The following is a 25459-nucleotide window of genomic DNA, read 5'->3' as shown; positions in this document are numbered from 1 at the left end:
TAGTGACTTCAACCCTATAAATCACGGCCTCACCAACCTCGGCAAAACCACCCCCTCCCCCAACCTCTCCACCCCCAACCTAACCCTCTCCCCACCCCGCTCAATCACCACTCCATCCCCCTCAACCCCCACCAACTTCACCCCAACCCCAACCTTCTCCCCCACCAAAAAACTCCTCGGCGCACCACCATTCAAACTCAATATCGCCACCGTCCCGCTCCCTCCCGCGATCACCCCGCTCACCTTGATATCCACCGGCGCGGTCTCATTGGAGAACCACTGCAACGCCGGGCTATCACTTCTCGCCGCGAGCACTTGCGGGGCGGCTGCGGGGGTGTGGGATTCCGCTGTGGTCAGCAGCAGCGACGACCATGTCGCGACGCCAACCAGGGCGGCGAGCAGTGCCAGCGCCTGGACGGTTTGCGCCGGGGTGATCCGTGCGGTGAATTTCATGGGTTGTCGCTCCTTGTTGTCCCTGTTGCCAGCCTACGCGGCAATTCTCTCCGTTTTATTTCACATGCCTTACATGTTCGCCGGGCACGATGGGGTGGGACGCCAAGGAGCGCGTGGGTGATGAGCAGGCAGCAGGGTTTTACGTTGATCGAGTTGATGGTGGTGCTGGTGATCATCGGGATTGCCAGTTCGGCTATCAGTTTGAGTATCAGGCCCGATCCGTTGCAGTTGTTGCGCAAGGATGCCGAGCGGGTTGCGCAGTTGTTGCAGGTAGCGCAGGCGGAGGCTCGCGCGGATGGGCGGCCGATTGTGTGGGTGACGGATGCCAAGGGGTTTCGGTTTGGGCGGCGCGGGGATGATGGCGCGGGGTTTGAGTCGTTCAAGGAGGATGCGCAGTTGCGCCCGCGTGCGTGGCAGAGCCCGAAAGTGGAGGTGCGTGTGGAGCCTCGGCAGACGGTGTTGCTGAATGCCGAGTGGATCAATCCGCCGTTGCGGCTGATTTTGTCTGATGGGGCCAATCGGCTGAGTGTGCTGCGCGATGGCACTGGGCGGATCAGTATTCAATGAAGACTCAGCAAGGGTTCACTCTGATTGAGGTGATGGTCGCGATTCTGCTGATGGCGGTGGTGAGTCTGATTGCCTGGCGCGGGCTGGACAGTGTGACGCGGGCGGACAGCCATTTGCAGGCCAGCAGTGAGCAGAGCGATGGGTTGTTGCGGGTGTTGAATCAGTTGCAGCGGGATGTGGACATGCGCGCGGGGGTGGAGTTGAGCGAGCCGCGCAAGGTCGGGGCTGAGGATGAGGCGCCGACTGCGCCGCCGGCGGTGACGGTGCGCAGTAGCGACAGCAAGGGGTTTCGGCTGGACATTATTCGTAGCGCGGCGGATCAGCCGGGGGCGTTGCAGCGGGTACGGTGGTGGGTCAAGGGGGATACGTTGTATCGGGCGGTGGCTGAGGCGCGCAGTCGCTATCCGTTGCCGGCGCCTGGGAATGGGGTGGCGGTGTTGAGTGAGGTGAGTGATGTGCAGGTGCGGGTTTGGGAGGTGGACAAGGGTTGGCGGCAACTGAGTGGCAATCGGCGGGAGGATCCGTTGGGGTTGGAGATTCGCTTGAGTCGGCAGACGGCGCAGGGGGTTGAGCGGTATCGGCAGGTAATTGGATTGGTGAATTGATATCGGTGGCCAAGTAACTTTGTGGGACCGGGCTTGCTCGCGAATGCAGTGGGTCAGTTGAATTTGTGGTTATGGATAGACCGCATTCGCGAGCAAGCCCGCTCCCACAGTGGATAGGTGGTGGGTCAGTGGATTGGTTGTCTGCGAGGCCGTCATCGCGAGCAGGCTCACTCCTACAGGATTGGGTGTAGCCAGTTGGGGTTTGGGGGGCTGGAGAACAGCTTTCGCGAGCAAGCCCGCTCCCACAGCAAGCAGGAGCAAGATCAAGAGATCGCAGCCTTCGGCGGCTCCTACATTGGGATTGCGGTGGGCTTTGGTTAGCTGAGGACGACCACGCCGCCGGGCAGTTCGGTGCATTTGACGCCGTAGGCATCGCGGATCAGCAGGGCGACGCCGGCGAGTTGGTCGAGGTTGAAGCGCGCCTGGACGCGGCGTTGGCCGAGTTCGCGATTAAGCAGCAGGAGCATGCCGGGGCGGTAGCGGTTGATTTCGTCGATCATCTGGCTGAGGGTCGCGCCGTTGAACACCAGCACTTGTTGGCGCCAGTTCATCACGGCGACGGTGTCGACGGTTTGCACGTTGCCGATTTGCCGTGCGTCGTAGGTGACTTGCTGGCCCGCTTCGAGGCGCAGGTTGCGGCCTTCGATGGCGACGTCGACCGCGCCGTCTAGGCAGGTCACGCAGACTTGCTGGTCGGTGTTGCGCAGGTTGAAGCGCGCCTGACTGGCGAGCAACCACCCTGCTCCGGCCTGCATCGCCAGCGGCAGGCGTGCGGTTTGCACTTCGACTTCGCCGCTGACCAGTTCGAAGCCCTGCACGCCGTTTTCGACGCTGCGCTGGTTGATGCGGGTCTGGGTGTTGAGTTCGAGGCTGACGCCTTGTGCCGGTTCGACCCGGCGCTGCTGGCCGACTTCGGTGATGTAGTCGGCGCCCAGCCCTTCGAAGCCACCGGGAATCGTGCCGCGCACCAGCAGGAATGCGGCGGAGGCGGCAATCGCACCGCCGAGAAGTGCCCGTCGACCGAAACTGCGTCGGCCCTGCAGCGCTTCGGCGGCCGGTTGCAGGTGATGCCATAGCCGCTTGGCTTCTTCGAACGCCCGGGCATGTTCACCGCTCTGCGCGCACCATTCACGCAAGGCGCGGGCGTCGGCGACGGTGGCGCGGCCCGAGGTCAGCAGGATCAGCCAGTCGTGGGCTTCGCTGTGCAGAGACTCGGTGGCCGAAGGCTCGGCGGGTTTCAGTCGAAAGATGTTCAAACGCGCAAATTCTCAACGGATTAATCGGGTCACTATTCGCTAGACGGTTTTCCGGCCCCGCGACCGAACCGCTGAAACACTTTTCTTTCAAGTTTCGCTGCGCAAAAGCCCAACGCGGCTTTGATTTCCTTTTCGACCATGCGCGTGGAAATGCCGAAACGCTGGGAGATTTCCAGGTGTGGCGCCTCTTCCAGCCGCGCGGCGATGAAGATCCGTCGACGCCGTGCGGGCAGTTCGTACAAGGCGCTGAGCAGGGCCTGCATCTCTTTTTGCCCACCGACCACCCGCGCCGGGTCGAGGGCTTCGTCGCTCAGTTGCAGCAGTTCCTCGACTTCGGTGCCGGTGAGCAGACGCGCATCGGCCTGTCGACGGTCGGCGGCAATGTTGAGGGCCATGCGATACAGGTAGGCGTTGGGCTTGAGCAGGTTGGGCGGGGTCTCCATGCGATCGACCCGCAGCCAGGTTTCGTGCAGCACGTCGTTGGCCAGGTCCTCGGAGCCGAGGCGGCGGCGCAGGCGCACGCGAAAATCCTCGTAGGAGCTGAGGAACAGCTGGCCCATCGTGCTTTGTCCGGCGTCTTTCATCCCCCGGAAACTCCTTCCCATCTCGTGCATTCCATGCGTTTCCCTGACGACTCCGGTAACAACAGCAACGTGACCGGCTGGCGCAAGGCGCTGGGCGTCGGCCGATCGATTGTGAGGTTGCGAAAACTTTCCACCAGCGCGTTATCGCGCCGTACATCGCCGGTCGACGTCACCAACCGGTTGTGCTGCACCACGCCGTCGCGCCCGACCCACACCTGCAACACCGCGCGATAACTGCCCGGCCGGGTCAGCGGCGAACGGCACAATTTGCGCTCGATCGCCGCTTGCACAGCCGTCGCATAACTGCGGTTGACCGCGACAGCGGCCGGCGTGGGTTTGTCCGTCGGCACTGGCAGATCTTCCACTTGCGCCGCTTGCAGGGTGAACGCGTCGGCGCGGGCGTAGCGCGCCATCAACCCGGTGCCGCCGAGCAGATGGCGCAAGGCGTCGGCGGCGGTGTATTCACCATCCACGGCGAGGGAGCGTCGGCCCCGGCTCAACTGGCTGTCGACCAGCACTGCAACGCCGGTAGCGCGGCTGTATTGATCCAGCGCCTGGGCGAGCTCCTGTGCCGGGATGTGCAAGGTCAGTCGCATATCCGCCGGCGCCGGGTCAGCACTGGCCGCATTGGCCAGCAGACCGAGCAGCCACCCCAGACCCGCGCGGCGCACAAGCGTCGCCGAGCGCTGAAGACTGATCCGCGAACTGCCTCGCTGCACGACTGGCGCACCCCTGAAAATCGCTATCCTGCGGGGCATTTATGACTCTGGTATGACGGGCGGTGCAAAAAAATCATCACGGGTTTCGCGCCGCGCTTGCACTAGACTCAAACCCAGAGCGGCCCATTCGGGCGGGCCAGGAGGCGGACATGAAAACACGGTGGATGTGGGTCTTGCTGATGACGGTGGGTGCAGCGCAGGCGGAGGAGCCGCTGGGCTGTGTCGAGGTCACGGTCGGCGGTTACAAGGCGCCGAATTACGATTGTCTGAGCCAGCAGATGGGCAACAATCCCGACGGCGCGGCGGCGGCGCAGAAGAATATGGAGGCGTTGAATGTGCCGGTGCACCAGCGCGCGCCGAATCAGGTCGGGCTGGCGACCCCGGCCGCGACCAGTACGCGGATGGGGAATACGTTTGGCACCTCGGTGAAACCGCAGCGGCCGGCGAATTAGGCAAGGTCAACATCAAAAGATCGCAGCCTTCGGCAGCTCCTACAGGGAAATGCGCATGACGCCATGTAGGAGCTGCCGAAGGCTGCGATCTTTTGATCTTCAGTCACTTGGGGTCTGGCGGAAGCTCACGGCCAACCGATTCCAGCTATTGATGGTGCTGACTGCAACCGTCAGGTCCACCAGTTCCCCTTCATCAAATTGCTCGCGCGCCTGCTGGTAGACGTCATCCGGCACGTGGCTCTCGGCCAACAGCGTCACCGCCTCGGCCCAGGCCAGCGCGGCCCGTTCGCGGGGGTTGAAGAAGTTGCTGTCGCGCCACACCGCGATCGCATAAAGGCGCCGATCACTCTCCCCGGCTCGCCGTGCGTCCACCGAATGCATGTCAGTGCAGAACGCGCAGCCGTTGAGTTGCGAGGCGCGGATCCTGATCAGTTGCAGCAGCGGCGCTTCGATACTCAGGTGGCCGGTCAGCGCCTCCATGGCAATCATCGCTTTCATCGCCTTGGGCGACGCGTTGTAGTAATCCAGACGCAAGGACATGGCGCGGCTCTCGGCAGGCGGAATGATGAGCTCACGGTAAGGGCCGTGCGGGCTGTGTTACAGCCCCAATTCCACGAATTGTGGGTACACCACTAAACGTCGACCAAACACGATACCTGTGGGAGCGGGCTTGCTCGCGAAGGCGGTGTGCCAGACAAATCCTGGCTGGCTGACAGACCGCCTTCGCGAGCAAGCCCGCTCCCACAGGAGATTTGTGCCAGTGCGTTGAAGTGTTTATGCCAATTTCGGGTTTTTCGGGTAGGCAACTATTGCCGATCAGACAACAGCGGTAATCTGGCCGGCACGCCAAATAGCCTCGGGAGCCTTGTCGGTATGGAACTTCATGTCGTGATCAATGGCCGCAAGGATCTCGCCGGTCAGTTGTATCAGCAGCTGCGCGCGGCGATTGAATCCGGGCGGCTGGCGGCGGGTACGCAGTTGCCGCCGAGCCGCTTGCTGGCCGAGCAATTGGGCATCTCGCGCAAGACCATTTCCGACACTTATGCGCAGTTGACCTACGAAAACTTCCTCACCGGCGTCATCGGCAAAGGCACTTACGTCAACGCCCGCCCGGCGCAAGTGCAGCGCAAGCAGAGCCACACCGAGCTGGCCAGTGCCGAGGTGATCGAGAGCTGGCGCAATCTGCCGGTGTTCCTCCGTCACCCGACGCTGGAAGGTTCGCTGCGCTACGACTTTATCGGCGGCGCCACCAGCAAGGGCCAGTTCCCCCACGACGACTGGCGCCGCTGCGTCGCCCATGCGATGCGGCAGATGGCGCAATCGAAAGGCTTTTACAGCGTTGCTGAGGGTTTGCCGGCGCTACGCAATGCGATTGCCCGGCACATCGCCTTTTCTCGCGGCATCAACTGTCAGGACGAAGACATCGTTGTCTGCAACGGCGCGCAACAGGCACTCGACCTGATTACGCGCGTACTGACCCGCCCCGGCACGCGGGTGGCGATGGAGGATCCAGGTTATCCGCCCGCACGCTTGCTGTTTGGTACGCACGGCGCCGAAGTGGTCGGCGTGCCGGTGGATGCCGAGGGCATTCAGGTCGAGCACATTCCCGATGACACGCGGCTGATATACGTCACGCCGTCGCACCAGTTTCCGCTGGGCATGGCGATGAGTCAGGCGCGCCGCGAGGCCTTGCTCGCCCGTGCTCATGAGCTCGGTGCGATCATCATCGAGGACGATTACGACAGTGAATTCCGCTACGAAGGCCGGCCCACCGATTCGCTGTACAACCTCGATCAGCGCGGCATCGTCGCCTACGTCGGCACCTTTTCAAAAACCCTGCTGCCGGAGCTGCGCCTGGGTTACGCGATCCTGCCGCCGTCGATCATCGAGGCGGTGATTCGCGCCAAACAGCTCACCGATCTGCACGCCTCGACCCTGCCGCAATGGGCGCTGGCCAAGTTCATCGCAGAGGGCTGCCTGCTCAAGCACATTCGCCGCTGCCATACGATCTACGCGCAACGCCGCGAGCGAATTTTGGAACGCATGGCGACTGACCTCGCGCCATGGCTGCAAGCTGTGCCGGCCAGTGCCGGGTTTCACATGGCGGTGTTGTGCAAGGTGCCGATCGATTTGCCGCTGGTCATTGAGCTGGCAAAAAAGGTCGAGGTCGGCCTGTATGCAATCAGTGGTTTCTACTACCAGCAACCGGCGAAAGAAGGCCTGTACTTCGGCTTCGGCGCCATCGAAACCCTCGACATCGATATTGCTCTGGATCGCCTGCGCGACATCCTCGAACAGGTGTCATGAGCCGTTGGTATAAGGCTTTTACCGCCAATTGGTTATTGGTGATTCATGGTCGCAGGCCTATTCTGCACAGGCGTTATCCCTCAGTGAGCAGGATTCGTCCGGCCTGATTCAGGAGTGTGAGCAATGTCCAGCGAAGTGATCAATACGGTTGAGGTCAAGGCTGCTGCGGGCCGCTCGGAAGAGCTCGGCAAGCAATTGCAGAAAATTGTCGACACCCTGCGCGAAACCCCGGGCTGCGATTCCTACCTGGTCGATCGCTGCCCCGAAGACACCCACCGCTGGACGGTCAGCGCACGCTGGCAATCGGAAGCGGCGATGCAAGCGCATTTCAACCGGCCCGAGGCGCAGGGGTTCATCGACCTGATCGATAGCCGCCTGGCCAATAGCGTGGATTTCAACAGCTTTCCCATCGTCTGAACTGGCCCCTTCGCGAGCAAGCCCGCTCCCACAGTAGAAATGCGCCCGCCCTGTGGGAGCGGGCTTGCTCGCGAAGGCATATTTCGCCACACCGATAATCTTTCTGAAGCCCCGCAATTGGTCACCTGATCTTCGCGGATATTGGCCGTTTGAACCGGCCACATTGCGGCCTACTGTGATCACACCCCAACCATCACAGGTAACCCGCCATGAAAGCCCTGCCCTTCCTCGCCGCTGCCCTCGCCCTCACCCTGTCCGCATCGGCGATGGCCCACGATCCTTCTGAGAAAATCACCGTCTTGCAGGAACAACTGCTGAAAAACGCCCCCGGCAAGAAAGCCATGATGATCGAGGTCGACTACAAACCCGGCCAGTCTTCGATCGCGCACAAACACGAGGGCACCGCGATGGCTTACGTGCTCGAAGGCGAAGTGATTTCGCAGGTCAAGGGTGAACAGGCGATCACTTACAAGAAGGGCCAGTTCTGGTATGAGCCTGCGGGCTCCGAGCACTTGGTGTCGAAAAACGCCAGCTCGACCAGGCCTGCCAAATTGCTGGTGTTCATGGTGCTGGCCCCGGATGAGCAGGTGCTGATCCCGCTGGAAAACTGATGGCTGCCTGATCAGCCATAAACAAAAGGCGCAGATCGAGCATCTGCGCCTTTTTATTGCGTTCCGGCAATAGTTGGAAACGCAGCAATCCAGTGGCGAGGCCGACGGGTAAGATGTCGATGCTCCAAGGTCAACAACGGCAAAAGTTGTATTGAAAGTTAGAACGGCATTGCGATCAGGCTCACTCCTGCAAGGGGTCGCATTCCACTTTTGGGCGTTCTACTTACGAAGGTTCACCCGCATACATATCCCCACACGTAATCCTTTTGGACTTCATCATTACGTCCAATTAATGTCCCTGCGTGAATTCAACACAGACATTCACTTCTAACCATCGCCAAGGATTGGACGAGACCTTTATGAGCACTAACGTAGAAAAATCTTTCATTGCCAGAATCGCATGCAGCGAGACGCGCATGACCTACTTCGACCAACACCCTGATGCCGAGCAGGTGAAGGGGTCAGGGCATCTTCTTACGACCGCTCATGCCTATTCCCGACTGAACATGATGGCGCGCTATTACAACAATGCCATCAACAACATCCACATAGTGGCTTACTTTCGTTGTTACGATGATTACTACAATATTCAGATTCGTAGCAGTCAATATTTTGGGAATTTTTTCAGTAAGAATGCTGATCGTATTCTCGGCGCATTCCCGCCAGCGGGTGGTGATACTACGTCGTTCAATCTTTTTAATTCCAACAGCGAGCTTGTAACCCTGGACAACCTCAAAGGTAGTCACGCAACGGTTTATCTGCGAGCTCGAAATCAGGGCTTCATCAATAGACAATTACGCGAAGACCCATACGTATACACCTACGGCGATGCACCGGGTGACCCGGTTACGTTCAATCTGGAGATTCTTGAGCGGAATGTCGATTACCCGACTTCCAACGTGCCCTACGCTTAAGCGTAATCAACTCATTCAATAAGTAACCAAGAATAAAAAAGCCCCGGGATCTCGCGATACCGGGGCTTTTCATTCAGGCCACTACTTACGCCAATTCAAGCGCGGCATTGGCGGTGACCGCAGGCACGATCACTTGACCGCTCAGCGCCAGATCCAGCAGTTCACGGTTGGCCACCGCGTACATGGCGTAGTCCGTGCCGCTTGCGGCGCGGATTTCCACCAGCATCGCGCGCCAGCGCTCGATCATGCTTTCGTGCTGGGCCATCCACAGCGCCAGGCGTGCTTCCACGTCCTGAGTGCCGTCGCCCTGCTGCAGGACGGAGATGGTGATCGCCCGTTGCTGCCAGTCGACGTCATCACGGAACGCTTCACGAGCCAGAGCCTGCCAGTTGTTTTCTACCGGCAGAGCGCTGATCTGTTGCAGGTACCAGGTGATGTCCAGCGCAGAACCCACAGCGAAGTAAGCCTTGGCCACTTCGGCCGGCTTCTGCCCGGTGACGTCAGCCGCTTCGATGATCGGCAGCAGCGTGTACAGGTGCGAAGTGCCCGCAACCATACGCGCCAGCAACTCCGGCACACCGGCTTCGACGTACGCCTGATAGCGCGACTGCCAGTTCTCGCGGATTTCGCCGCTGAGCAGTTCGTCGAGTTTCAGACCCAGTTCTTTCAGGTGCGGACCGAAATGCGCGACGTCACGGGCAGCGTTCTGCTCGTTGCGACGGGCACGCAGGAACCAGCGCGTGGCACGGCGACCCAGACGCATCAGTTCGTCCATCAGCTCCAGCTGCACGTCAGCGGAAACCTGGTAATCCAGTGCTTCGATCTGACGGAACCAGTGCGGGAGATGGAAGATGTCGCGCACGATCACATAAGCGCCAGCCACGTTCGCCGGGCTCATGCCAGTCGACTCTTTGAGTCGTTGCACGAAAGTAATGCCCATGTGGTTGACCAGATCGTTGGCGATCTGCGTGCTGACGATCTCTCGCTTCAGACGATGGCGACGCATGGCTTCGGAGAACTTGCTGACCAGGGTCGGCGGGAACGCCGTTTCCATGTCGCGGGTCAGGTAATCGTCATCCGGTACCTGCGAGCCCAGCAGTTGCTCCTTGAGGTCGATCTTGCTGTAGGAGATCAGCACGGACAGCTCAGGACGGGTCAGGCCGTGGCCCTCAGCGACGCGCTCGGTCAGTTGCTCTTCGGTCGGCAGGAACTCGATTGCACGGTCCAGCTTGCCACGGCCTTCCAGATCGCTCATCAGACGCTTGTACTCAGCGATGCGTGCGTAGGCACGGCGCGCCGCCAGGGACAGGGCTTGAGTCTGCTTGTAGTTGTTGCCCAGCACCAGATTGCCGACTTCGTCGGTCATGCTCGCCAGCAACTGGTTGCGTTGCTTGTCGGTCATGTCACCGGCCTGAACCACTTCGTTCAGCAGGATCTTGATGTTCACTTCGTGGTCGGAGCAGTCCACGCCACCGGCGTTGTCGATGAAGTCGGTGTTGGAACCGCCACCATTGAGACCGAATTCCACACGACCCAGTTGGGTCATGCCGAGGTTACCGCCCTCGCCCACGACTTTGCAGCGCAGCTCGTTGCCGTTGACGCGCAGCGCGTCGTTGGCTTTGTCGCCGACATCGGCGTGGCTTTCGGTGCTGGCCTTGACGTAAGTGCCGATACCGCCGTTCCACAACAGATCCACCGGGGCCTTGAGCAAGGCGTTGAGCAGTTCGGTCGGGGTCAGCTTGTCAGCCTTGATGTCGAAGCGTTCCTTCATTTGCGGCGAGATCGCGATGCTCTTCGCGCTGCGCGAGAAGATCCCGCCACCTTCGGACATGATGCTGGTGTCGTAGTCAGTCCAGGCCGAACGCGGCAGGTCGAACAGACGCTGACGCTCGACGAAGCTGGTCGCCGGGTTCGGGTTCGGGTCGATGAAGATGTGCATGTGGTTGAACGCGGCCACCAGTTGCAGCTTGTCGGACATCAACAGGCCGTTACCGAACACGTCGCCGGCCATGTCGCCGACGCCCACCACAGTGATGCTGTCTTCCTGAACATTGATGCCGCGCTCGCGGAAGTGACGCTGTACGCCGACCCACGCGCCCTTGGCGGTGATGCCCATTTTCTTGTGGTCGTAACCGGCCGAACCACCGGACGCAAACGCGTCACCCAGCCAGAAGCCGTAGTCGATGGCGATACCGTTGGCGATGTCGGAGAAGGTTGCAGTGCCCTTGTCCGCCGCAACCACCAGGTACGGGTCATCGTCGTCATGACGCACGACATTGACCGGCGGCACCAATGCGCCGTCCTTCAGGTTGTCGGTGATGTCCAGCAGGCCGGAAATGAAGATGCGGTAGCAGGCGATGCCCTCGGCCGCGATCTCGTCACGGCTGCCGCCCAGTGGCAGGCGACGCGGCAGGAAGCCGCCCTTCGCGCCCACTGGCACGATGACCGAGTTCTTCACTTGCTGGGCTTTTACCAGGCCGAGCACTTCGGTACGGAAGTCTTCTTCACGATCGGACCAGCGCAGACCACCGCGCGCAACGTTGCCGAAGCGCAGGTGCACGCCTTCGACGCGTGGCGAGTAGACGAAGATTTCAAACTTCGGCACTGGCTTGGGCAGCTCAGGGATGGCATGCGGGTTGAACTTGAAGCTGAAGTACGACTTGTTCTGGCCGCTGGCATCAGTCTGATAGAAGTTGGTGCGCAGGGTGGCTTTGATCAGGTCCAGATAACGACGCAGGATGCGGTCTTCGTTGAGCACCTGAACATCGTCCAGTGCGGTCAGAATCGCTTGTTCCAGACGCTGTTGCTTGTCTTCCAGATCATCGCTGCCGAGTTTGCGCGCCAGGTAGAAACGGGTCTTGAACAACCGGGTCAGCTCGCGAGCGATGTCGGTGTGGTTGTTCAGGGTGCTGGCGATGTAACCCAGGTCGAAGCCCAGACGAATCTGCTTCAGGTAACGGGCGTAGGCACGCAGCAGCGCGACGTCGCGCCATGGCAGACCGGCGGTCAGCACCAGACGGTTGAACGCATCGTTCTCGGCATCGCCACGCACGATGTGCACGAACGCATCCTGCAGGGTGTCGTTGAGTTGCTGGATGTCGAGGTCCAGACCTTCGGCGGCGGTGAACGCAAAGTCGTGAATCCAGAACTCGCGGCCATTGGTGTGACGCAGACGGTACGGGAATTCACCCAGCACGCGCAGGCCGAGGTTTTCCAGAATCGGCAGGACGTCGGACAGCGCGAGCGGCGTGTCGGCGTGATACAGCTTGCAATGCAGCTCGCGCTGGCCGGAAACCTGGCCGAGCGGCTGATAGAAGCTCATCACCAGCGGATTTTTTTCGTTGAGGCTCAGCAGGTGTTGCATGTCGACCACGGCCGAATGCGCTGCAAAACGCTCGCGGTAACCGGCCGGGAAGCCTTTCGGGAAGTCGGCCAGCACGTTGGTGCCGTGAGCTTCGCCGAAGCTTTCGACGGTCAGGGCAGCGTAGTCGTCCTGCCAGCTGCGGCAGGCCTGGACCACTTCTTTTTCCAGCAGCAACGGGTCGATGTCGAGGCGGTTCTTCGGATCGACGCGCAGGATCAGTTGCACGCGAGCCAGCACGGACTCTGAGAAGAAGGTCCAGAATTCGCAGTCGGAGGCCTTCAGGCGCTCCATCAGCACTTGCTGGATCTTCTGGCGCACTTCGGTTGAATAGATGTCGCGCGGCACGTACGCCAGGCAGTAGCAGAAGCGACCGTACGGGTCTTTGCGCAGGAACACGCGGATCTTGTTGCGTTCCTGGATCTGCACGATCGACATCACGGTGGTGAACAGCTCGTCGACCGGGGTCTGGAACAGGTCGTCACGCGGCAGCACTTCGAGGACCTGCGCCAGTTCCTTGCCCAGGTGAGCCTTGGACTGGAAGCCGGAGCGGCGCTCGATTTCTTCGACCTTGCGGCGGATGAACGGGATGACCCGCACGCTCTCGCCGTACACCGAGGAGGTGTAAAGGCCCATGAAACGGTGCTCCTTGATGACTTTGCCGTCAGCATCGATCTCGCGGATCGACACGTAGTCCGGATAAGCCGGACGGTGGACGCGGCTCGGGTGCGCAGCCTTGGCGAACGACAGCAGGGTCGGTTCGCGCAGGTAGGCGACGGCGTAGTCTTCGATGCGCAGGTCTTCGTAGGTCAGGCCGGTACGCAGCAGTTTGGTCAGGCCGAGGAAGGAGCTCTGGTCGTATTCGATGTGGCCGCCATCGGCCTGATCGGTGACCACGAACTCTTCGTAGCCGAGGAAGGTGAAGTGGTTGCCCACCAGCCATTCCAGAAAACTTTTGATTTCGTTCTTTTCGTCGGCATCGACCGGGTAGGCGCTGTTGTCGAGCTGGGTGAGGATATCCTGCACCTTGGCTTTCATTGGCTCGAAATCAGCGACGGCGACGCGCACTTCACCGAGCACTTGCTCCAGCTCTTTGCTCAGCACATTCAGCTCGGCCGCGTTGGCGCAGCGGTCGATTTCCAGGTACATCAGCGATTCGTGCAGCACGCCTTCGCCGGTGCTGCCCTTTGGCAGGATTTCCAGCAGTTCACCCTTGCTGCCACGACGCACGCTGAGCACGGTGGTTTGCAGGGTGTGAATGCTGTAGCCGCGACGGTTCAGCTCGGTACGCACCGAATCGACCAGAAATGGCAGGTCGTGGTGCAGCACTTCGACCGCGGTGTGGGTCGACTGCCAGCCGTGGCGTTCGTAATCGGGGTTGTAGACACGCACTTGCGGTTGCGCGTGATCGAAGCGCTCAAGCAGGCGCCACGCAGAGAGAGTACAGCCAGAGAGGTCGGAGTGGCTACGTTGAGTCAGCTCGTCCAGTGAAATGATGCCGAAGAATTTTTCTGCGATCAGCGCCACTTGTGGCAGTGCCTGTTCACTGATGTGCTGCGCCAGTGCCGCTTGCAGTTGATGCTGGAAGTCGGCTTTGCTGGCTGCGGTGAAGAACGCCATCTGTGGTACTCCGCTTAAGCTTGTTATTGATGGAAAGCGTCGCGTGCAACACCCCTTTCGGGGTTGGTGTCGCCCTGTTCCTGATTCTCGGGCAGAGGAAACAGGGAGACAGGTGGGTGAAGCTGGACGGGACACTCAGGTCACATTCACCTTCCATGAATGAGCATCTGCAAAAGCGACTGCCAACGACGCTGACAATGCCTTTACGGGTGCTCATCCGTTGCGCAGCTTAATGGGTGCGACAATGTGTCTGCTTGCGGTGCTGCGACATATTCGGTCATTGGCACGTAAATGCAGGGTTTGGCCTGCATCAACACTAGCAGGCGTGAGCTGAAATGCAGGTTCGAAACCCCGGCTTCACGGGACTTTCGTGCCACGTCGGTCGCCGAGAACGTTACATACCCGGAAACGAAAACGCCCAAGGCCCTTTAATCGACCCTGAGCGTGGCATCCGGTTCAGCGCAGGCGGTTGACGCGGATCAGTCCGGCAGTTCCTCAAAGGCTCGGAATTTGCTCACCGTGGCGCAGTCGTAGCACATCGTCTGCAGGATCTGCTTGTCCATGCTGGCGTCGATGTTGCTCGAATCGCATTCGCGGCAAAACAGGCGCAGGTGGCTGAGCAAGTCGCTGTCGAACGCTACGGCGGAGAAAAATTGCGGAACCAGCTCGTCACGCCAGTACATGCCCGGCGATTTGGAAAATCCGGCGCCGCTGTCCTTGAGTACCACGTCATATAGCAGCCGCTGCAAAGCCGTTTGCGGCACCCGCGCATCGCGAGGCGCATTCTTGCGCCAGTTGCGCGCGAGCGCGTCCTGCGCCGTGCCCAGCATATTGCGCGGAATGGTGTTGGAGGCATGACTGCGCCCTTTGGAGTTGCCAGTGGCGTAGAAGTGCGCGGCGTTGCGCACCGCCAATCGGGCGAAGTAATACAGCTGACTCACCGAGAAGTCCTGCAGCAACTGCCCGACCACCTCCGAGGCACGGGCTTCGGCCGTGAAGGCAAAATCCACTTCGCCGGCCAGCACACGAATGTATTGAATCGACTCCTCGCGGGCGAGACTGAAGACCAGCGAATAGATTTCGCTCTTCCAGACGGCTTTTACGCTGCCCGACAACTCCTGATACAGCGCCCGATACAAACTCTCGCGGCTGCTGCGCGCCACGCCGTCGAGCGTGACGCTGGGCAACCAGCGCACCGCGCTGTACTCGCGGATATTGCAGCCCTCGCTGCGATCGAAGGCGTTGATGTCGGAATCGGTGGAGACTGCCAGCACCCCGGTTTCGTGCAGACTTTTGAGCAGCTCTTCTCGAGCCTCGTCAGTCAGGGCAAGCAGCTCCTGCCTGGATGGCGTATTCAAGGGTGCAATCCATTCGACGTTTGCGCCATGACCGTCATCCAGCAAGGCGAGCAGCGTCAACTTCTGCACAAACCCCAGGTTTGCGTAAGGCACTGCCGGAGATCGCGCGCCATAGCGAGCCTCCAGCTCCAGGCGGTCCCGTGCTGCCCGTGCGGCCACTTGCTGCTGGCGCACCGTGAAACATTCTTTGCAGTCACAGGTTGTGCGGCGGCGATTGGCGCCGGGAACACAGTGCAAATGTTCACAGCGCACGCACTTGAACGGACTGCGCAGCGAGAGCGAACTGCCTCTGGCGTGCCGAGGTATCCACATCGGCAGTTCGCAGTATGGACAAGTGAGGTCTGCACTGACGATCGGTGGCAGAACTTTAAGCAGACTGCGGACTGTCAAAGGAATCTGGAACTCGGCCATCAGTGCGGCGGTTTTTTCGCCTTCGAGATAGCGCTTATAGATCTCTTCGATCTGTTCATCCGAGAGATGACGGATTTCTTCGGCGCGTTGGAAATACTGAGTCATCGCAAAGGTCCTTTTTATGAATTGTCGTAACGCACTCCCTTGCGCAAGAGCGGCGAACTTAACGGCAACCTGGCGGCTATCACAAGCAATAATCAGCAAAACGGCCTTATTTGTAGCGATCATTAATATCCCTACACCGGCGTCCGACCTTTCCTTCTGGTAACCCGGAAGTGCATGACGGAAATTTCCCGCTTTGCCAATTTCTGAAATGAGAAGGCAGCGCAAACACGCGCAGACTGGCAAAATCGCGCCTACGAACAGATCCACTGCCGCCACTGCCCAGGAATTCCCCATGCAAATGACCACCGCCCTACTGATCGTCAACCCGTGCGACGACGAAGAAGACAACATGGCCATGCTCTGCTGCCACAGCGATAAGGGCGAGATGTTCCTGATGAGCCGTTATCCGGACGAGGATGAACTGGAGATCACTCTGGATGGCGAGCCTTCCACGCTTGAGGGGGTGAAGGTCACGCTGACGTCCAATCTGCTGAAAATCGAAATCGCCGCAGCCGATGCCGATGCGTTAAATGGGGATGATGTGCTGGAGATCAGTTTTAATCCGGACATGGTGGATATGGATGAGGTTGTTGAGACTTTGAAGAATATTCTCGATGGCACCGGGACTTTCATGCAAATCTGAAAGAGTCAGCTCGGCTATTAACAGGATAAACGACGGTGGCGACTGATTGATTCTCAAGCCATCGTCACTGCTCCTCTTGATGGACACCTTCGCTGAAATCCAGCTCTCTATAAATCATCATTCACGCGAACTTTCCACATGCAAAGTTAACGCGTTCAACAGCACCAAGTAAGCTCCTACTACTCCTCAAGAACCGCCCTACGCAATCATCGGACGTCGTCTGATTGTGAATCAAAACCTTCATTGCTATTACAACCACTAGCTCGGCGCCGAGAGATTGCCGATTGGATAATATAAGTCGACCCCAGGCACACACTCATGCAGACATTTATAAGAACAGCCTGCGAGAAACATCGACTCCTGCTGGTGATGACAATAGGCGCAACCATCACCCTGAAAATCCTGGCCCTGGCCCCTCCTTTGTTATTGGGCAAGATCGTCGATTCACTAAACGATGCCGATCACACAACGCTGCGGACGCTGCTTTTTTTCACCGCAGCTTTTACGCTGGCCGGTTGCATTCAGTCGATGACCACCCCTCTACAGACACTGCTGCTCTCAAAGCTCGTCCAGCGAATTGTCATGGATGCTTCCATCCATTGGATGGCACGGTTGATGGGTAAGGACTTTTCCCAGTTCGGCACGTGGCGAATAGGACAGTTCATCAAGTCGGTCGAGCGCGGAATCACTGCCCACGAACAGTTGCTGATGTTCTTCGTCACTACGGGTCTTCCGATGTGTCTGGAATTTCTTATTGTGGCCGGCGCATTCTGGTATATGGGCGGAGCCTGGGTTTTCTGCGCGCTAGCAGGCCTCGGTGGCTGTTATCTCTATGCAACTCACCGGATCATTCGATGGCGCAGAAAACACATCGATGCTGTTAATGACCAGGAGGATGAGCTGAGTGCAACCTTGGTCAATACTTTGAGGGCTGGTAAATCGATAAAACTGGAACGCGCCGAACGCACGGCCCTGCAACCCTTGAACCGAGCGTTTGAGCGCTACGCCAACGCTGCTGTAACCGTAGCAGGCTCGGGCGGACTGTTGAGCGCGGCGAAGATTTTGTTTATCAGCCTGTCCACAGGAGGTCTGTTAGCTTGGGGAGTCATGGATCAGACGTCCGGACAAGCAAGTATCAGCGTCGGTCAATTGGTGGCCATCTTCTCTATTGCTGGTACGTTCCTGTTGAATGTATCGGCGCTGACCGAAGGCTATCGGGTGCTGGATCAATTTTCGGCTGATCAACGGCGACTCAAAGAATTACTTGCAACTGCTGACTTCGATAACGATCGCCGCAATTACTCTCATGCGTTGCATAACCTATCAACATTACGGCTCGAGCCGTGCGAGATCACCCATAACGGTGTTGCGCAGCTATCAATTGCCAGCGAGATCAGCTTCCGGCAGGGCGAATCCGTTGCGATCATCGGGCCCAGCGGCGCTGGCAAATCGACGTTACTCGAAGCGCTGGCAGGACTGGATTCTTCGGTGCGGTCTCGGCTGTTCATCGACGATCTGTGCATAGATCGCATAAATGCTCGCGCTCATCTGGAAACGGTGCGTTACAGCCCCCAGTCTCCACAGTTCCTGGAAGGCAGTATTGAACAGTCCGTACTTTTCGGTGTTGAGCAGTCGAGAACATTGAACGAGGCAATTCAATGTCTCCAGCTAGACGAAATCATTGGCCGAGGTCACATCGCTGAAAACGCCACCAATATCTCTGGGGGTGAAGCGAAGCGGCTTTCGTTGCTGCGACTCCTGAATCGACCGGGCAAATTCAATCTGTTTGATGAGCCGAGCGCTTCGATTGAACCGAAACTCGCCACACCGGTGTGGGATTTACTATTCGAGACATTCGCTGGACAGGGCTTTATTTGTGTCACCCATGATGTGGAACATCTCCATCGTTTTGACCGCGTGCTCGTCATGCAGCGAGGCGTCATCGTGGATGAAGGCACATGTTGCGAACTGCTTGAGCGCCCCGCCATCGAGGCCATATTGAACAGCTTGCACGCGCAGGCTTGAACAGTTGCAATGTCCGGGAAACGGCCCCGCACAGTGCAAACTGAGGCCAATACCCACAAATCGCGCAAATGCCGTTAGTCGCCGCCCCCCACGATGGATTAAAGTAACGCCCCCAGCCCCGGCGTTATCCGAACGCCCCGGCCACCCCCTTTCCAGGAACAGTCACCGATGGAACATCGTGAAGCGCTGCTGGCGCTGCGAACCTTTCTTTCAACGCAGATTCTCGGCCAGGAAAAACTCATCGAGCGCTTGCTCATCGCCCTGCTTGCCGACGGCCATATGCTGGTCGAGGGCGCTCCTGGTCTGGCCAAGACCAAAGCGATCAAAGAACTCGCCGAGGGCATCGAAGCCCAGTTCCATCGTATTCAGTTCACCCCCGACCTGCTGCCGGCCGACATCACCGGCACCGAAATCTACCGTCCGGAAACCGGCAGTTTCGTCTTCCAGCAAGGGCCGATCTTCCACAACCTGGTGCTGGCCGACGAAATCAACCGTGCGCCGGCCAAGGTGCAATCGGCCTTGCTCGAAGCGATGGCCGAGCGTCAGGTCAGCGTCGGGCGCAGCACCTACGAGCTGTCGCCGCTGTTTCTGGTGATGGCCACGCAGAACCCGATCGAACAGGAAGGCACCTATCCGCTGCCGGAAGCCCAGCTCGACCGTTTCCTCATGCACGTCAAGATCGGCTTCCCCGACGCCGCCGTCGAACGGCGCATCCTGCAACAGGCCCGTGGCGAGGCGTTGAACGGCGAGACCAAGCCTGAGCGACGGGTCAGCCAGCAGGCGATCTTCGCCGCACGCAAGGAAATCCTCGGTTTGTACATGGCCGACGCCGTGGAGGAATACCTGGTGCAGCTGGTCATGGCCACGCGCAACCCGGCCAAGTTTGATCCGGAAATGGCCGAATGGATCGCCTACGGCGCCAGTCCGCGCGGCTCGATCGCCCTTGATCGCTGTGCCCGCGCCCATGCCTGGCTGGCCGGTCGCGATTTCGTCAGCCCGGAAGACATTCAGGCTGTGCTGTTCGACGTGTTGCGCCACCGCATCATCCTGTCGTTCGAAGCCGAAGCCGCGGGCATCGATCAGGACCGCGTGGTGCAGCGGATTCTCGACGTCGTCGCCGTCGCTTGACCCCCATGAACGCCGCCCTGCCCTCCGAACCCGGTATCCGCATCAGCCTCGCCGAGCTGATCGAGATGCGTCACCGCGTGCGCGAGGTGCAGCTGTTTTCCACGCCGAGTCAGCGCAGCCCGCTGATCGGCCTGCATCACTCGAAATTCCGTGGCCGTGGCGTCGACTTCGACCAAGTGCGGGTGTATCAGGCCGGTGACGACGTGCGCACCATCGACTGGCGCGTCACTGCGCGCACGCAGGAGCCGCACACCAAGCTGTTCCATGAAGAACGCGAGCGACCGATTTTCATCATGGTCGAGCAAAGCACGCGGCTGTTTTTCGGCTCGGGGCTGATGTTCAAGTCGGTGTTGGCGGCGCAGGTGGCAGCGTTGATTGGCTGGGCGGCACTGGGGCACAACGATCGCGTCGGCGGGCTGGTGTTCGGCGACAACGAGCACTACGAAATCAAGCCTCGGCGCAGCAAGCAGAGCCTGCTGCAATTGCTCAACCGCCTGGTCAAGGTCAATCAATCGCTGCACAGCGAGCGCGAGCCGGATCGCGATGCCTTCGGCGTCGCCCTGCGCCGCGCGCGGGAAGTGCTGCGGCCGGGCAGCCTGGCCATCGTCATTTGCGACGAACGCGCGTTGTCCGACAGCGCCGAGCAGCAGTTGAGTTTGCTGGCGCGGCATTGCGATCTGCTGATGTTGCCGCTGTCCGATCCGCTCGATCATGCGCTGCCCGCCGCCGGCCTGCTGCGCTTTGCCGAACGTGGCGCGCAGCTGGAAATCGACACGCTGAACTTCGACCTGCGCCAGACCTACCGCGCCCAGGCCGAAGCGCGCATCGCTCGCTGGGAATTGCTCGCGCAAAAGCTGCGGGTGTTGCTGATGCCGTTGAGCACGCAAAGCGAAATGGTCGAGCAGATGCGCGAGTTCCTGAACCCGCAGCGTCCGGGGAAAGGTCGATGAACGGCCTCGAGCACCTGCAACCGCTGATCTCGCCGCCGCCGATCGCCTTCTGGCCGCCGGCGCCGGGCTGGTGGCTGCTGCTTTTGCTGTTACCGCTGCTGGGTTTCGCTGTGTGGAAGCTGCGCCGCTTCATCCCGATGAAAAAACGCCCGGTGGTACGCGCCGAGCAGCCGCTGGATCCGGTACGCATCGCCGCGCTCGCCGAACTGGCGCAAATGCCCAAGCCTTACGACGGCGCTCCGGCCGGCGCCTGGCTGCAACAACTCAACGGCCTGCTCAAACGCCTGTGCCGCAACCACTATCCGTACAGCCAGAGCCACACCCTCAACGGGCGCAAATGGCTGGCCTTCCTCGATAACCGCTGCCCGGCCGCCGGCCTGACGCGCTGGATGGTGCTGGTCGAAGGCGCGTACAAACCGGAATGCAAACTCGATGACAAAGCCATCGCCGGCCTGACCCAGGCAGTCGATACGTGGATTCGCAAACATGTTTGAGTTCGCCTGGCCGTGGATCTTCGTGCTGTTGCCGCTGCCGTGGTTGATGCGTCTTGTTCTGCCGGTGGCCGACAGCGGCGAGCCGGCGCTGAAAGTCAGTTTCCTCGCCGACCTCGAAGGCCTCGCCCGCCGCCGCGCGCGTGCGAACTTGCCGGCGTGGCGGCAGCAGGCGCCATTTATCTTGCTGTGGCTGATTTTGCTGACCGCCGCCGCGCGCCCGCAATGGCTCGGCGAACCGCTGCCGATTGCCGCCAGTGGCCGTGATCTGCTGGTGGCGGTGGACGTGTCCGGATCGATGGATTTTCCCGACATGCAATGGCAGGACGAAGAAGTCAGTCGCCTGTCGCTGGTGCAGCACTTGCTCGGCGATTTCCTTGAAAGCCGCGACGGCGACCGCGTGGGTTTGATTCTGTTTGGCAGTCAGGCCTACCTGCAAGCGCCGCTGACCTTTGACCGGCGCACCGTGCGCGTGTGGCTCGACGAAGCGCGGATCGGCATTGCCGGCAAGAACACTGCGATTGGCGATGCCATCGGCCTGGCCTTGAAACGCCTGCGTCTGCGTCCGGCGCAAAGTCGCGTGCTGATTCTGGTCACCGACGGCGCCAACAACGGCGGCGAAATCAATCCGCTGACGGCCGCAAAACTGGCCGCCAGCGAAGGCGTCAGAATCTATCCGATCGGCATCGGCGCCAATCCCGAGGACAGCGGCTCGACCGGCCTGCTCGGGGTCAATCCGAGCCTTGATCTGGATGAACCGGCGCTCAAAGCCATCGCCGAAATCACCGGCGGCCAGTACTTCCGCGCCCATGATGGCAAAGAGTTGCAAGCGATCAAGGACACCCTCGATCAGCTCGAACCGGTGACCCAGCAACCGACGCAGGCACGCCCGGCGCAAGCCTTGTATCACTGGCCTCTGGCGTTGGCACTGTGGTTGAGCCTGTTGCTGGTCGTCCGCGAGTTGTGGCCGGACAACCCGCTGCACCGCCTGTTTACCAAGCGACTGTATTTGCAAAGCCCGCTGCCGGACTGGCGTGAGCGCTTGCAGCGTTTGCGCCTGCGGAGGCGCCGATGATCGCGCTCTGGCCGCACTGGTTCCGCCCTTGGTGGCTGTTGCTGTTGCCGCTGCTCGGCTGGCTGCTCTGGCAACTCTGGCACCGGCAAAAACGCGCCGGTCGCTGGCAGATGATTCTGCCGCCGGCATTCCATGCGGCATTGCTCAGTGGCGGCAGCGGGCGCCAGAGCAAATTGCCGTGGATCGCCCTTGGCGTGGCGTGGTTGCTGACCATTCTGGCCTTGCTCGGGCCGAGCTGGGAGCGCGTCGAGCAGACCAGCCAGAAACCCGCCGATCCGCTGGTGGTGCTGCTCGAACTGACCCCGGAAATGCTTGCCACCGACTCACCACCGACACGTCTGGAACAGGCGCGGCGCAAGCTCTTCGACCTGTTGCAGGCGCGCAGCGATGCGCAGACCGCCATCGTCGTTTATGCCGGCAGCGCGCACACGCTGGTGCCGCTGTCGGATGACTTGGCCACGAGCCGCAATTTGCTCGATGCGCTCAAGCCGTCGCTGATGCCGCAAAGCGGCCACCGCGCCGATCTGGCGGTGAGCAAGGCTCTGGATTTGCTCAAGCAAGGGGCACTGGGTCAGGGGCGGATTCTGTTGATCGGTTCGTCGCTCAATGAAGAAGAACGGCGCGGTATTCGCCGCGCGCTCAATGGCGAGTCGACGCAACTGCTGATGCTCGGCATCGGTACCGCCGAAGGTGCGCCGATTGCTCAGGAGGACGGCAGTTTCCTCAAGGACGAGCAAGGCGCGATCCGCGTGCCGCAACTCGACAGCCCGGGCCTGGCGACTTTCCTCAATAGTGTGGGCGGCGAGTATCACCCCGCGCGACTCGACGAGGCTGATCTCGGTGCCCTTGGCCTGCTCAACGGCCCGCGCAGCCTGCGCGATGACGGCCAGACCGTGCGCCTCGACACGTGGGCCGATCAGGGTTACTGGCTGCTGTTGCCGCTGCTGTTGCTCGCTGCTTGTGCCGGACGTCGCGGCTGGCTGTTCTGCCTGCCGCTGCTGTGGTGCCTGCCGCAACCGAGCTACGCTTTGGACTTCGAAGACTTGTGGTTGCGCCCCGACCAGCAGGGTTTGCACCTGCTCAAGCAGAAACGCCCGGCCGAAGCTGCGCAGCATTTCGAAGATCATCAGTGGCAAGGGGTGGCGTTGTACGAGGCCGGCGACTACAGTGGCGCCGCTCAGCGCTTCGCCGAGGGCAGCGATGCCCGCGCCCACTACAATCGTGGCAATGCTCTGGCAAAAAGCGGTGAGCTGGAAGCAGCAATCGACGCGTATGACCAAGCATTGGAACTGCAACCGGATCTGCGTCCGGCGCAGACCAACAAGGCGCTGGTGGAAAACCTGCTGAAGCAGAAAACCGCCCCGCCGCCGCCCGAGCCGGACAACCAGCCGAACGAACAAAGTCTGCCCGGCGATGAGCCTTCGCCTGCCACCGCGCCCCCTCCGGCGGTGAGCAGCGAAACCCAAAGCGAGGCGCAACCGGGCGAATCCGCCAGCGAACCGCCACCCACCGCCCCGCCGCTGCCAGGCCCCAACGAAATACCCGGCAGCACCGAGGAAGAGGAAACCGACACGGTGCCGACCCTGCGCCCGAGCGAGAACAACCTCGAAGGCGAGCAGCGTCAGGCGCTCGAGCAATGGCTGGGCAAGATCCCGGACGACCCGGGCGAACTGCTCAGGCGCAAATTCTGGTACGAACAGCAACAACATCAGGATCAGGAAAACAATCGATGACCCGCTTCACCGCTCTCTTGCTGCCCCTGCTGATCTGCACGGCTTCCGCTCAGGCGGCCGAGCTGACCGCCAGCGTGGATCGCAGTCGCCTGAACTCCGGCGAGACGGTCGAGCTCACCCTCGAAACTGACGACGTCACCCAGTTCGGCAAGCCCGACCTGTCGGCGCTGGAAGCGCTGTTCGAAGTGCGCGGCACGCGCCAGGTCAACCAGCTCAACACCCTCAACGGCGACAACCGCGCGACCACTCGCTGGATCATCACCCTGCTGCCGAAAGAAAACGGCAGCGTAGTGATTCCGCCGCTGCAACTGGGCGAAGCGCAGAGCGAGCCGATCACCGTGCAGGTGATCGCCAGCGACAACCGCGAAGACAAAAACAGCCTCGATCCGGTGTTCATCGAAGCCAGCCTCGATCAGACCAGCGTCTATGTGCAGGCCCAGGCCATCCTGACTTTGCGCATTTATCACTCGGTTTCGCTCTACGACGACAGCAGCCTGAGCCCGCTGCAAATCACTGATGCGCGCATCGAACAGCTCGGCGACACGCGCACCTACGAGAAAGACATCAACGGTCTGCGCCACGGCGTAATCGAGATGCGCTACGCGATCTATCCGCAACACAGCGGCCTGCTGATGATCGCCCCGCAGACGTTCAGCGCCACGCTGGTCGATACCGCGCCATCGGCAGACGCCTCGGGGCCCAAGCCCGGTAAATTGATGCGCGTGAGCTCGGCGTCGATTCCGCTGACGGTCAAACCGAAACCGCTGACTTACCCGGTTGATGCACCCTGGCTGCCAGCGCGAAGCCTCAGCCTCAGCGAAAGCTGGAGCCCGGAACCCGACCACACTCAGGTCGGCGACTCCCTGACCCGCAGCCTGACCCTGAAAGTCGAAGGCCTCGCCAGCTCGCAACTGCCAGCCCTGCCCGCCACCGACGTCAACGGCCTGCGCCGCTACCCCGACCAACCGGTGCTGAGCAACCAGAGCAGCGACCGCGGCATCATCGGCAGCCGCGAAGAACGCGAAGCCCTGGTGCCAAGCCGCAGCGGCGCGATCGACCTGCCAACCGTCGACGTGGTCTGGTGGAACACCTTCGAAGACCACCTTGAACACAGCAGCCTGCCCGCTCGCACCCTGCAAGTGGCGAACAACCCCAGCCTGCAAATCGACACCCCGGCCGGCACCCTGCAACCGAGCACGCCCGACAACGACACCCTGTGGTGGTGGAAACTCAGCACTTTGATCCTCGCCTGCACCACTCTCACCGGTTTTGGCCTCTGGTGGCGCGCCCGCTGGCAACCGGCAATCCACCGCGCCGCCCAGACCGGCCCGAGCCCACGCACCCTGCTCGACGACATCAAACGCGCCAGCCAGGCCAACGACCCGCATGCCACCCGCCAGGCACTGGACGCCTGGGCGCGGCAACAACCGGAAACGCTGGCAGACATGGCCGCGCGGTTTGTGCCGCTGTCGGATGCGTTGGACGGGCTGAACGGCGCGCTGTACAGCGAGACCGGGCAGCATTGGCAGGGTGAGGATTTGTGGCGGGCGATTCGCACTATTCCGGCGGCGGAACGAGTGCAGGACCCGGTGAATGAAAGTGGGTTGCCGCCGCTTTATCCCAAGTAAAAGCAAAAGATCGCAGCCTTCGGCAGCGCCTGCCGATAGTGTGTAG

22 protein-coding genes are annotated in these 25459 nt (G+C 60.7%); 15 read left to right on the top strand and 7 right to left on the bottom strand.

The features are described from left to right. Positions 1-21: 21 nt before the first annotated feature. Positions 22-453, bottom strand: coding sequence for a type II secretion system protein N (locus tag ACIGDJ_RS06825; protein WP_397478492.1), 432 nt, complete (start codon positions 451-453; stop codon positions 22-24). Positions 454-573: 120 nt separating this feature from the next. Between ACIGDJ_RS06825 and gspH the strand changes: the two genes are divergently transcribed. After that, on the top strand, positions 574-1020 hold the full coding sequence (gene gspH, locus ACIGDJ_RS06820) for a type II secretion system minor pseudopilin GspH (protein ID WP_397478493.1): 447 nt from the start codon (positions 574-576) through the stop codon (positions 1018-1020). Continuing rightward, positions 1017-1625, top strand: coding sequence for a prepilin-type N-terminal cleavage/methylation domain-containing protein (locus ACIGDJ_RS06815; protein ID WP_397478494.1), 609 nt, complete (start codon positions 1017-1019; stop codon positions 1623-1625). The genes gspH and ACIGDJ_RS06815 overlap by 4 nt, the downstream gene beginning before the upstream one ends. A gap of 317 nt (positions 1626-1942) precedes the next feature. Here ACIGDJ_RS06815 and ACIGDJ_RS06810 read toward each other — a convergent pair whose 3' ends face one another. Genes ACIGDJ_RS06810 through ACIGDJ_RS06800 form a run of 3 tightly spaced genes read right to left on the bottom strand, consistent with a single transcriptional unit; the run spans position 1943 to position 4184 of the window. Then, complete coding sequence (locus tag ACIGDJ_RS06810) at positions 1943-2881, bottom strand: FecR family protein (RefSeq protein WP_397478495.1); 939 nt, start codon at positions 2879-2881, stop codon at positions 1943-1945. 32 nt (positions 2882-2913) lie between these two features. Beyond that, positions 2914-3465 (bottom strand): RNA polymerase sigma factor, encoded by a 552-nt coding sequence (locus ACIGDJ_RS06805; protein WP_101155013.1) that lies wholly within the window; start codon positions 3463-3465, stop codon positions 2914-2916. After that, a complete protein-coding gene (locus ACIGDJ_RS06800; RefSeq protein ID WP_101155015.1) occupies positions 3462-4184 on the bottom strand; it encodes a secretin and TonB N-terminal domain-containing protein in 723 nt (240 codons plus the stop codon). The genes ACIGDJ_RS06805 and ACIGDJ_RS06800 overlap by 4 nt, the downstream gene beginning before the upstream one ends. Before the next feature lie 149 nt (positions 4185-4333). Between ACIGDJ_RS06800 and ACIGDJ_RS06795 the strand changes: the two genes are divergently transcribed. After that, a complete protein-coding gene (locus tag ACIGDJ_RS06795; protein ID WP_101155017.1) occupies positions 4334-4636 on the top strand; it encodes a hypothetical protein in 303 nt (100 codons plus the stop codon). Positions 4637-4735: 99 nt separating this feature from the next. Here the strand turns inward: ACIGDJ_RS06795 and ACIGDJ_RS06790 are convergent, their stop codons facing one another. Beyond that, positions 4736-5176 carry a carboxymuconolactone decarboxylase family protein gene (locus ACIGDJ_RS06790; protein ID WP_101155019.1) on the bottom strand — a complete coding sequence of 147 codons (441 nt, stop codon included), beginning with the start codon at positions 5174-5176 and terminating at the stop codon, positions 4736-4738. Positions 5177-5509: 333 nt separating this feature from the next. Between ACIGDJ_RS06790 and ACIGDJ_RS06785 the strand changes: the two genes are divergently transcribed. The 4 genes from ACIGDJ_RS06785 to ACIGDJ_RS06770 all read left to right on the top strand — a co-directional run bounded on the left by ACIGDJ_RS06785 (position 5510) and on the right by ACIGDJ_RS06770 (position 8885). After that, the gene (locus tag ACIGDJ_RS06785) at positions 5510-6943 is read left to right on the top strand and encodes a PLP-dependent aminotransferase family protein (RefSeq protein WP_313001827.1); all 1434 of its coding nucleotides are present in this window, start codon (positions 5510-5512) and stop codon (positions 6941-6943) included. Positions 6944-7066: 123 nt separating this feature from the next. After that, complete coding sequence (locus ACIGDJ_RS06780; RefSeq protein ID WP_101155023.1) at positions 7067-7360, top strand: putative quinol monooxygenase; 294 nt, start codon at positions 7067-7069, stop codon at positions 7358-7360. 209 nt (positions 7361-7569) lie between these two features. After that, on the top strand, positions 7570-7971 hold the full coding sequence (locus ACIGDJ_RS06775; RefSeq protein ID WP_101155025.1) for a cupin domain-containing protein: 402 nt from the start codon (positions 7570-7572) through the stop codon (positions 7969-7971). Between the two features lie 359 nt (positions 7972-8330). Further along, positions 8331-8885 carry a hypothetical protein gene (locus ACIGDJ_RS06770; RefSeq protein ID WP_397478496.1) on the top strand — a complete coding sequence of 185 codons (555 nt, stop codon included), beginning with the start codon at positions 8331-8333 and terminating at the stop codon, positions 8883-8885. Between the two features lie 85 nt (positions 8886-8970). On the opposite strand, the gene ACIGDJ_RS06765 is transcribed toward ACIGDJ_RS06770, so the two are convergent. Both ACIGDJ_RS06765 and ACIGDJ_RS06760 read right to left on the bottom strand, forming a co-directional pair. After that, positions 8971-13866: an NAD-glutamate dehydrogenase gene (locus ACIGDJ_RS06765; protein WP_397504526.1), complete on the bottom strand. Its 4896-nt coding sequence runs from the start codon at positions 13864-13866 to the stop codon at positions 8971-8973. Between the two features lie 479 nt (positions 13867-14345). After that, positions 14346-15740 carry a hypothetical protein gene (locus ACIGDJ_RS06760; RefSeq protein ID WP_313001844.1) on the bottom strand — a complete coding sequence of 465 codons (1395 nt, stop codon included), beginning with the start codon at positions 15738-15740 and terminating at the stop codon, positions 14346-14348. 292 nt (positions 15741-16032) lie between these two features. Here ACIGDJ_RS06760 and ACIGDJ_RS06755 point away from each other — a divergent pair, with 292 nt between their 5' ends. From ACIGDJ_RS06755 to ACIGDJ_RS06720, 8 genes are all read left to right on the top strand, one after another. Then, complete coding sequence (locus ACIGDJ_RS06755) at positions 16033-16383, top strand: hypothetical protein (RefSeq protein WP_313001847.1); 351 nt, start codon at positions 16033-16035, stop codon at positions 16381-16383. A gap of 318 nt (positions 16384-16701) precedes the next feature. Next, entirely contained in the window at positions 16702-18408 is a 1707-nt protein-coding gene (locus ACIGDJ_RS06750) for an ATP-binding cassette domain-containing protein (protein WP_397478499.1), read from the top strand. Positions 18409-18576: 168 nt separating this feature from the next. Beyond that, a complete protein-coding gene (locus ACIGDJ_RS06745) occupies positions 18577-19536 on the top strand; it encodes a MoxR family ATPase (protein WP_007913915.1) in 960 nt (319 codons plus the stop codon). A gap of 5 nt (positions 19537-19541) precedes the next feature. Then, positions 19542-20486 carry a DUF58 domain-containing protein gene (locus ACIGDJ_RS06740; RefSeq protein WP_016774988.1) on the top strand — a complete coding sequence of 315 codons (945 nt, stop codon included), beginning with the start codon at positions 19542-19544 and terminating at the stop codon, positions 20484-20486. After that, entirely contained in the window at positions 20483-20980 is a 498-nt protein-coding gene (locus ACIGDJ_RS06735) for a DUF4381 domain-containing protein (protein WP_397478500.1), read from the top strand. Before ACIGDJ_RS06740 ends, ACIGDJ_RS06735 begins: the two co-directional genes overlap by 4 nt. Continuing rightward, the gene (locus ACIGDJ_RS06730; RefSeq protein WP_313001864.1) at positions 20973-22052 is read left to right on the top strand and encodes a VWA domain-containing protein; all 1080 of its coding nucleotides are present in this window, start codon (positions 20973-20975) and stop codon (positions 22050-22052) included. Before ACIGDJ_RS06735 ends, ACIGDJ_RS06730 begins: the two co-directional genes overlap by 8 nt. Further along, positions 22049-23785 (top strand): VWA domain-containing protein, encoded by a 1737-nt coding sequence (locus ACIGDJ_RS06725; protein WP_101155042.1) that lies wholly within the window; start codon positions 22049-22051, stop codon positions 23783-23785. The genes ACIGDJ_RS06730 and ACIGDJ_RS06725 overlap by 4 nt, the downstream gene beginning before the upstream one ends. Then, a complete protein-coding gene (locus ACIGDJ_RS06720) occupies positions 23782-25413 on the top strand; it encodes a BatD family protein (RefSeq protein ID WP_397478501.1) in 1632 nt (543 codons plus the stop codon). The genes ACIGDJ_RS06725 and ACIGDJ_RS06720 overlap by 4 nt, the downstream gene beginning before the upstream one ends. The last annotated feature ends 46 nt before the right edge of the window (positions 25414-25459 follow it).

It is taken from the genome of Pseudomonas sp. NPDC079367, assembly GCF_044542195.1.
Taxonomy (GTDB): domain Bacteria; phylum Pseudomonadota; class Gammaproteobacteria; order Pseudomonadales; family Pseudomonadaceae; genus Aquipseudomonas.
This window is presented reverse-complemented; position numbering and strand designations above follow the sequence as displayed.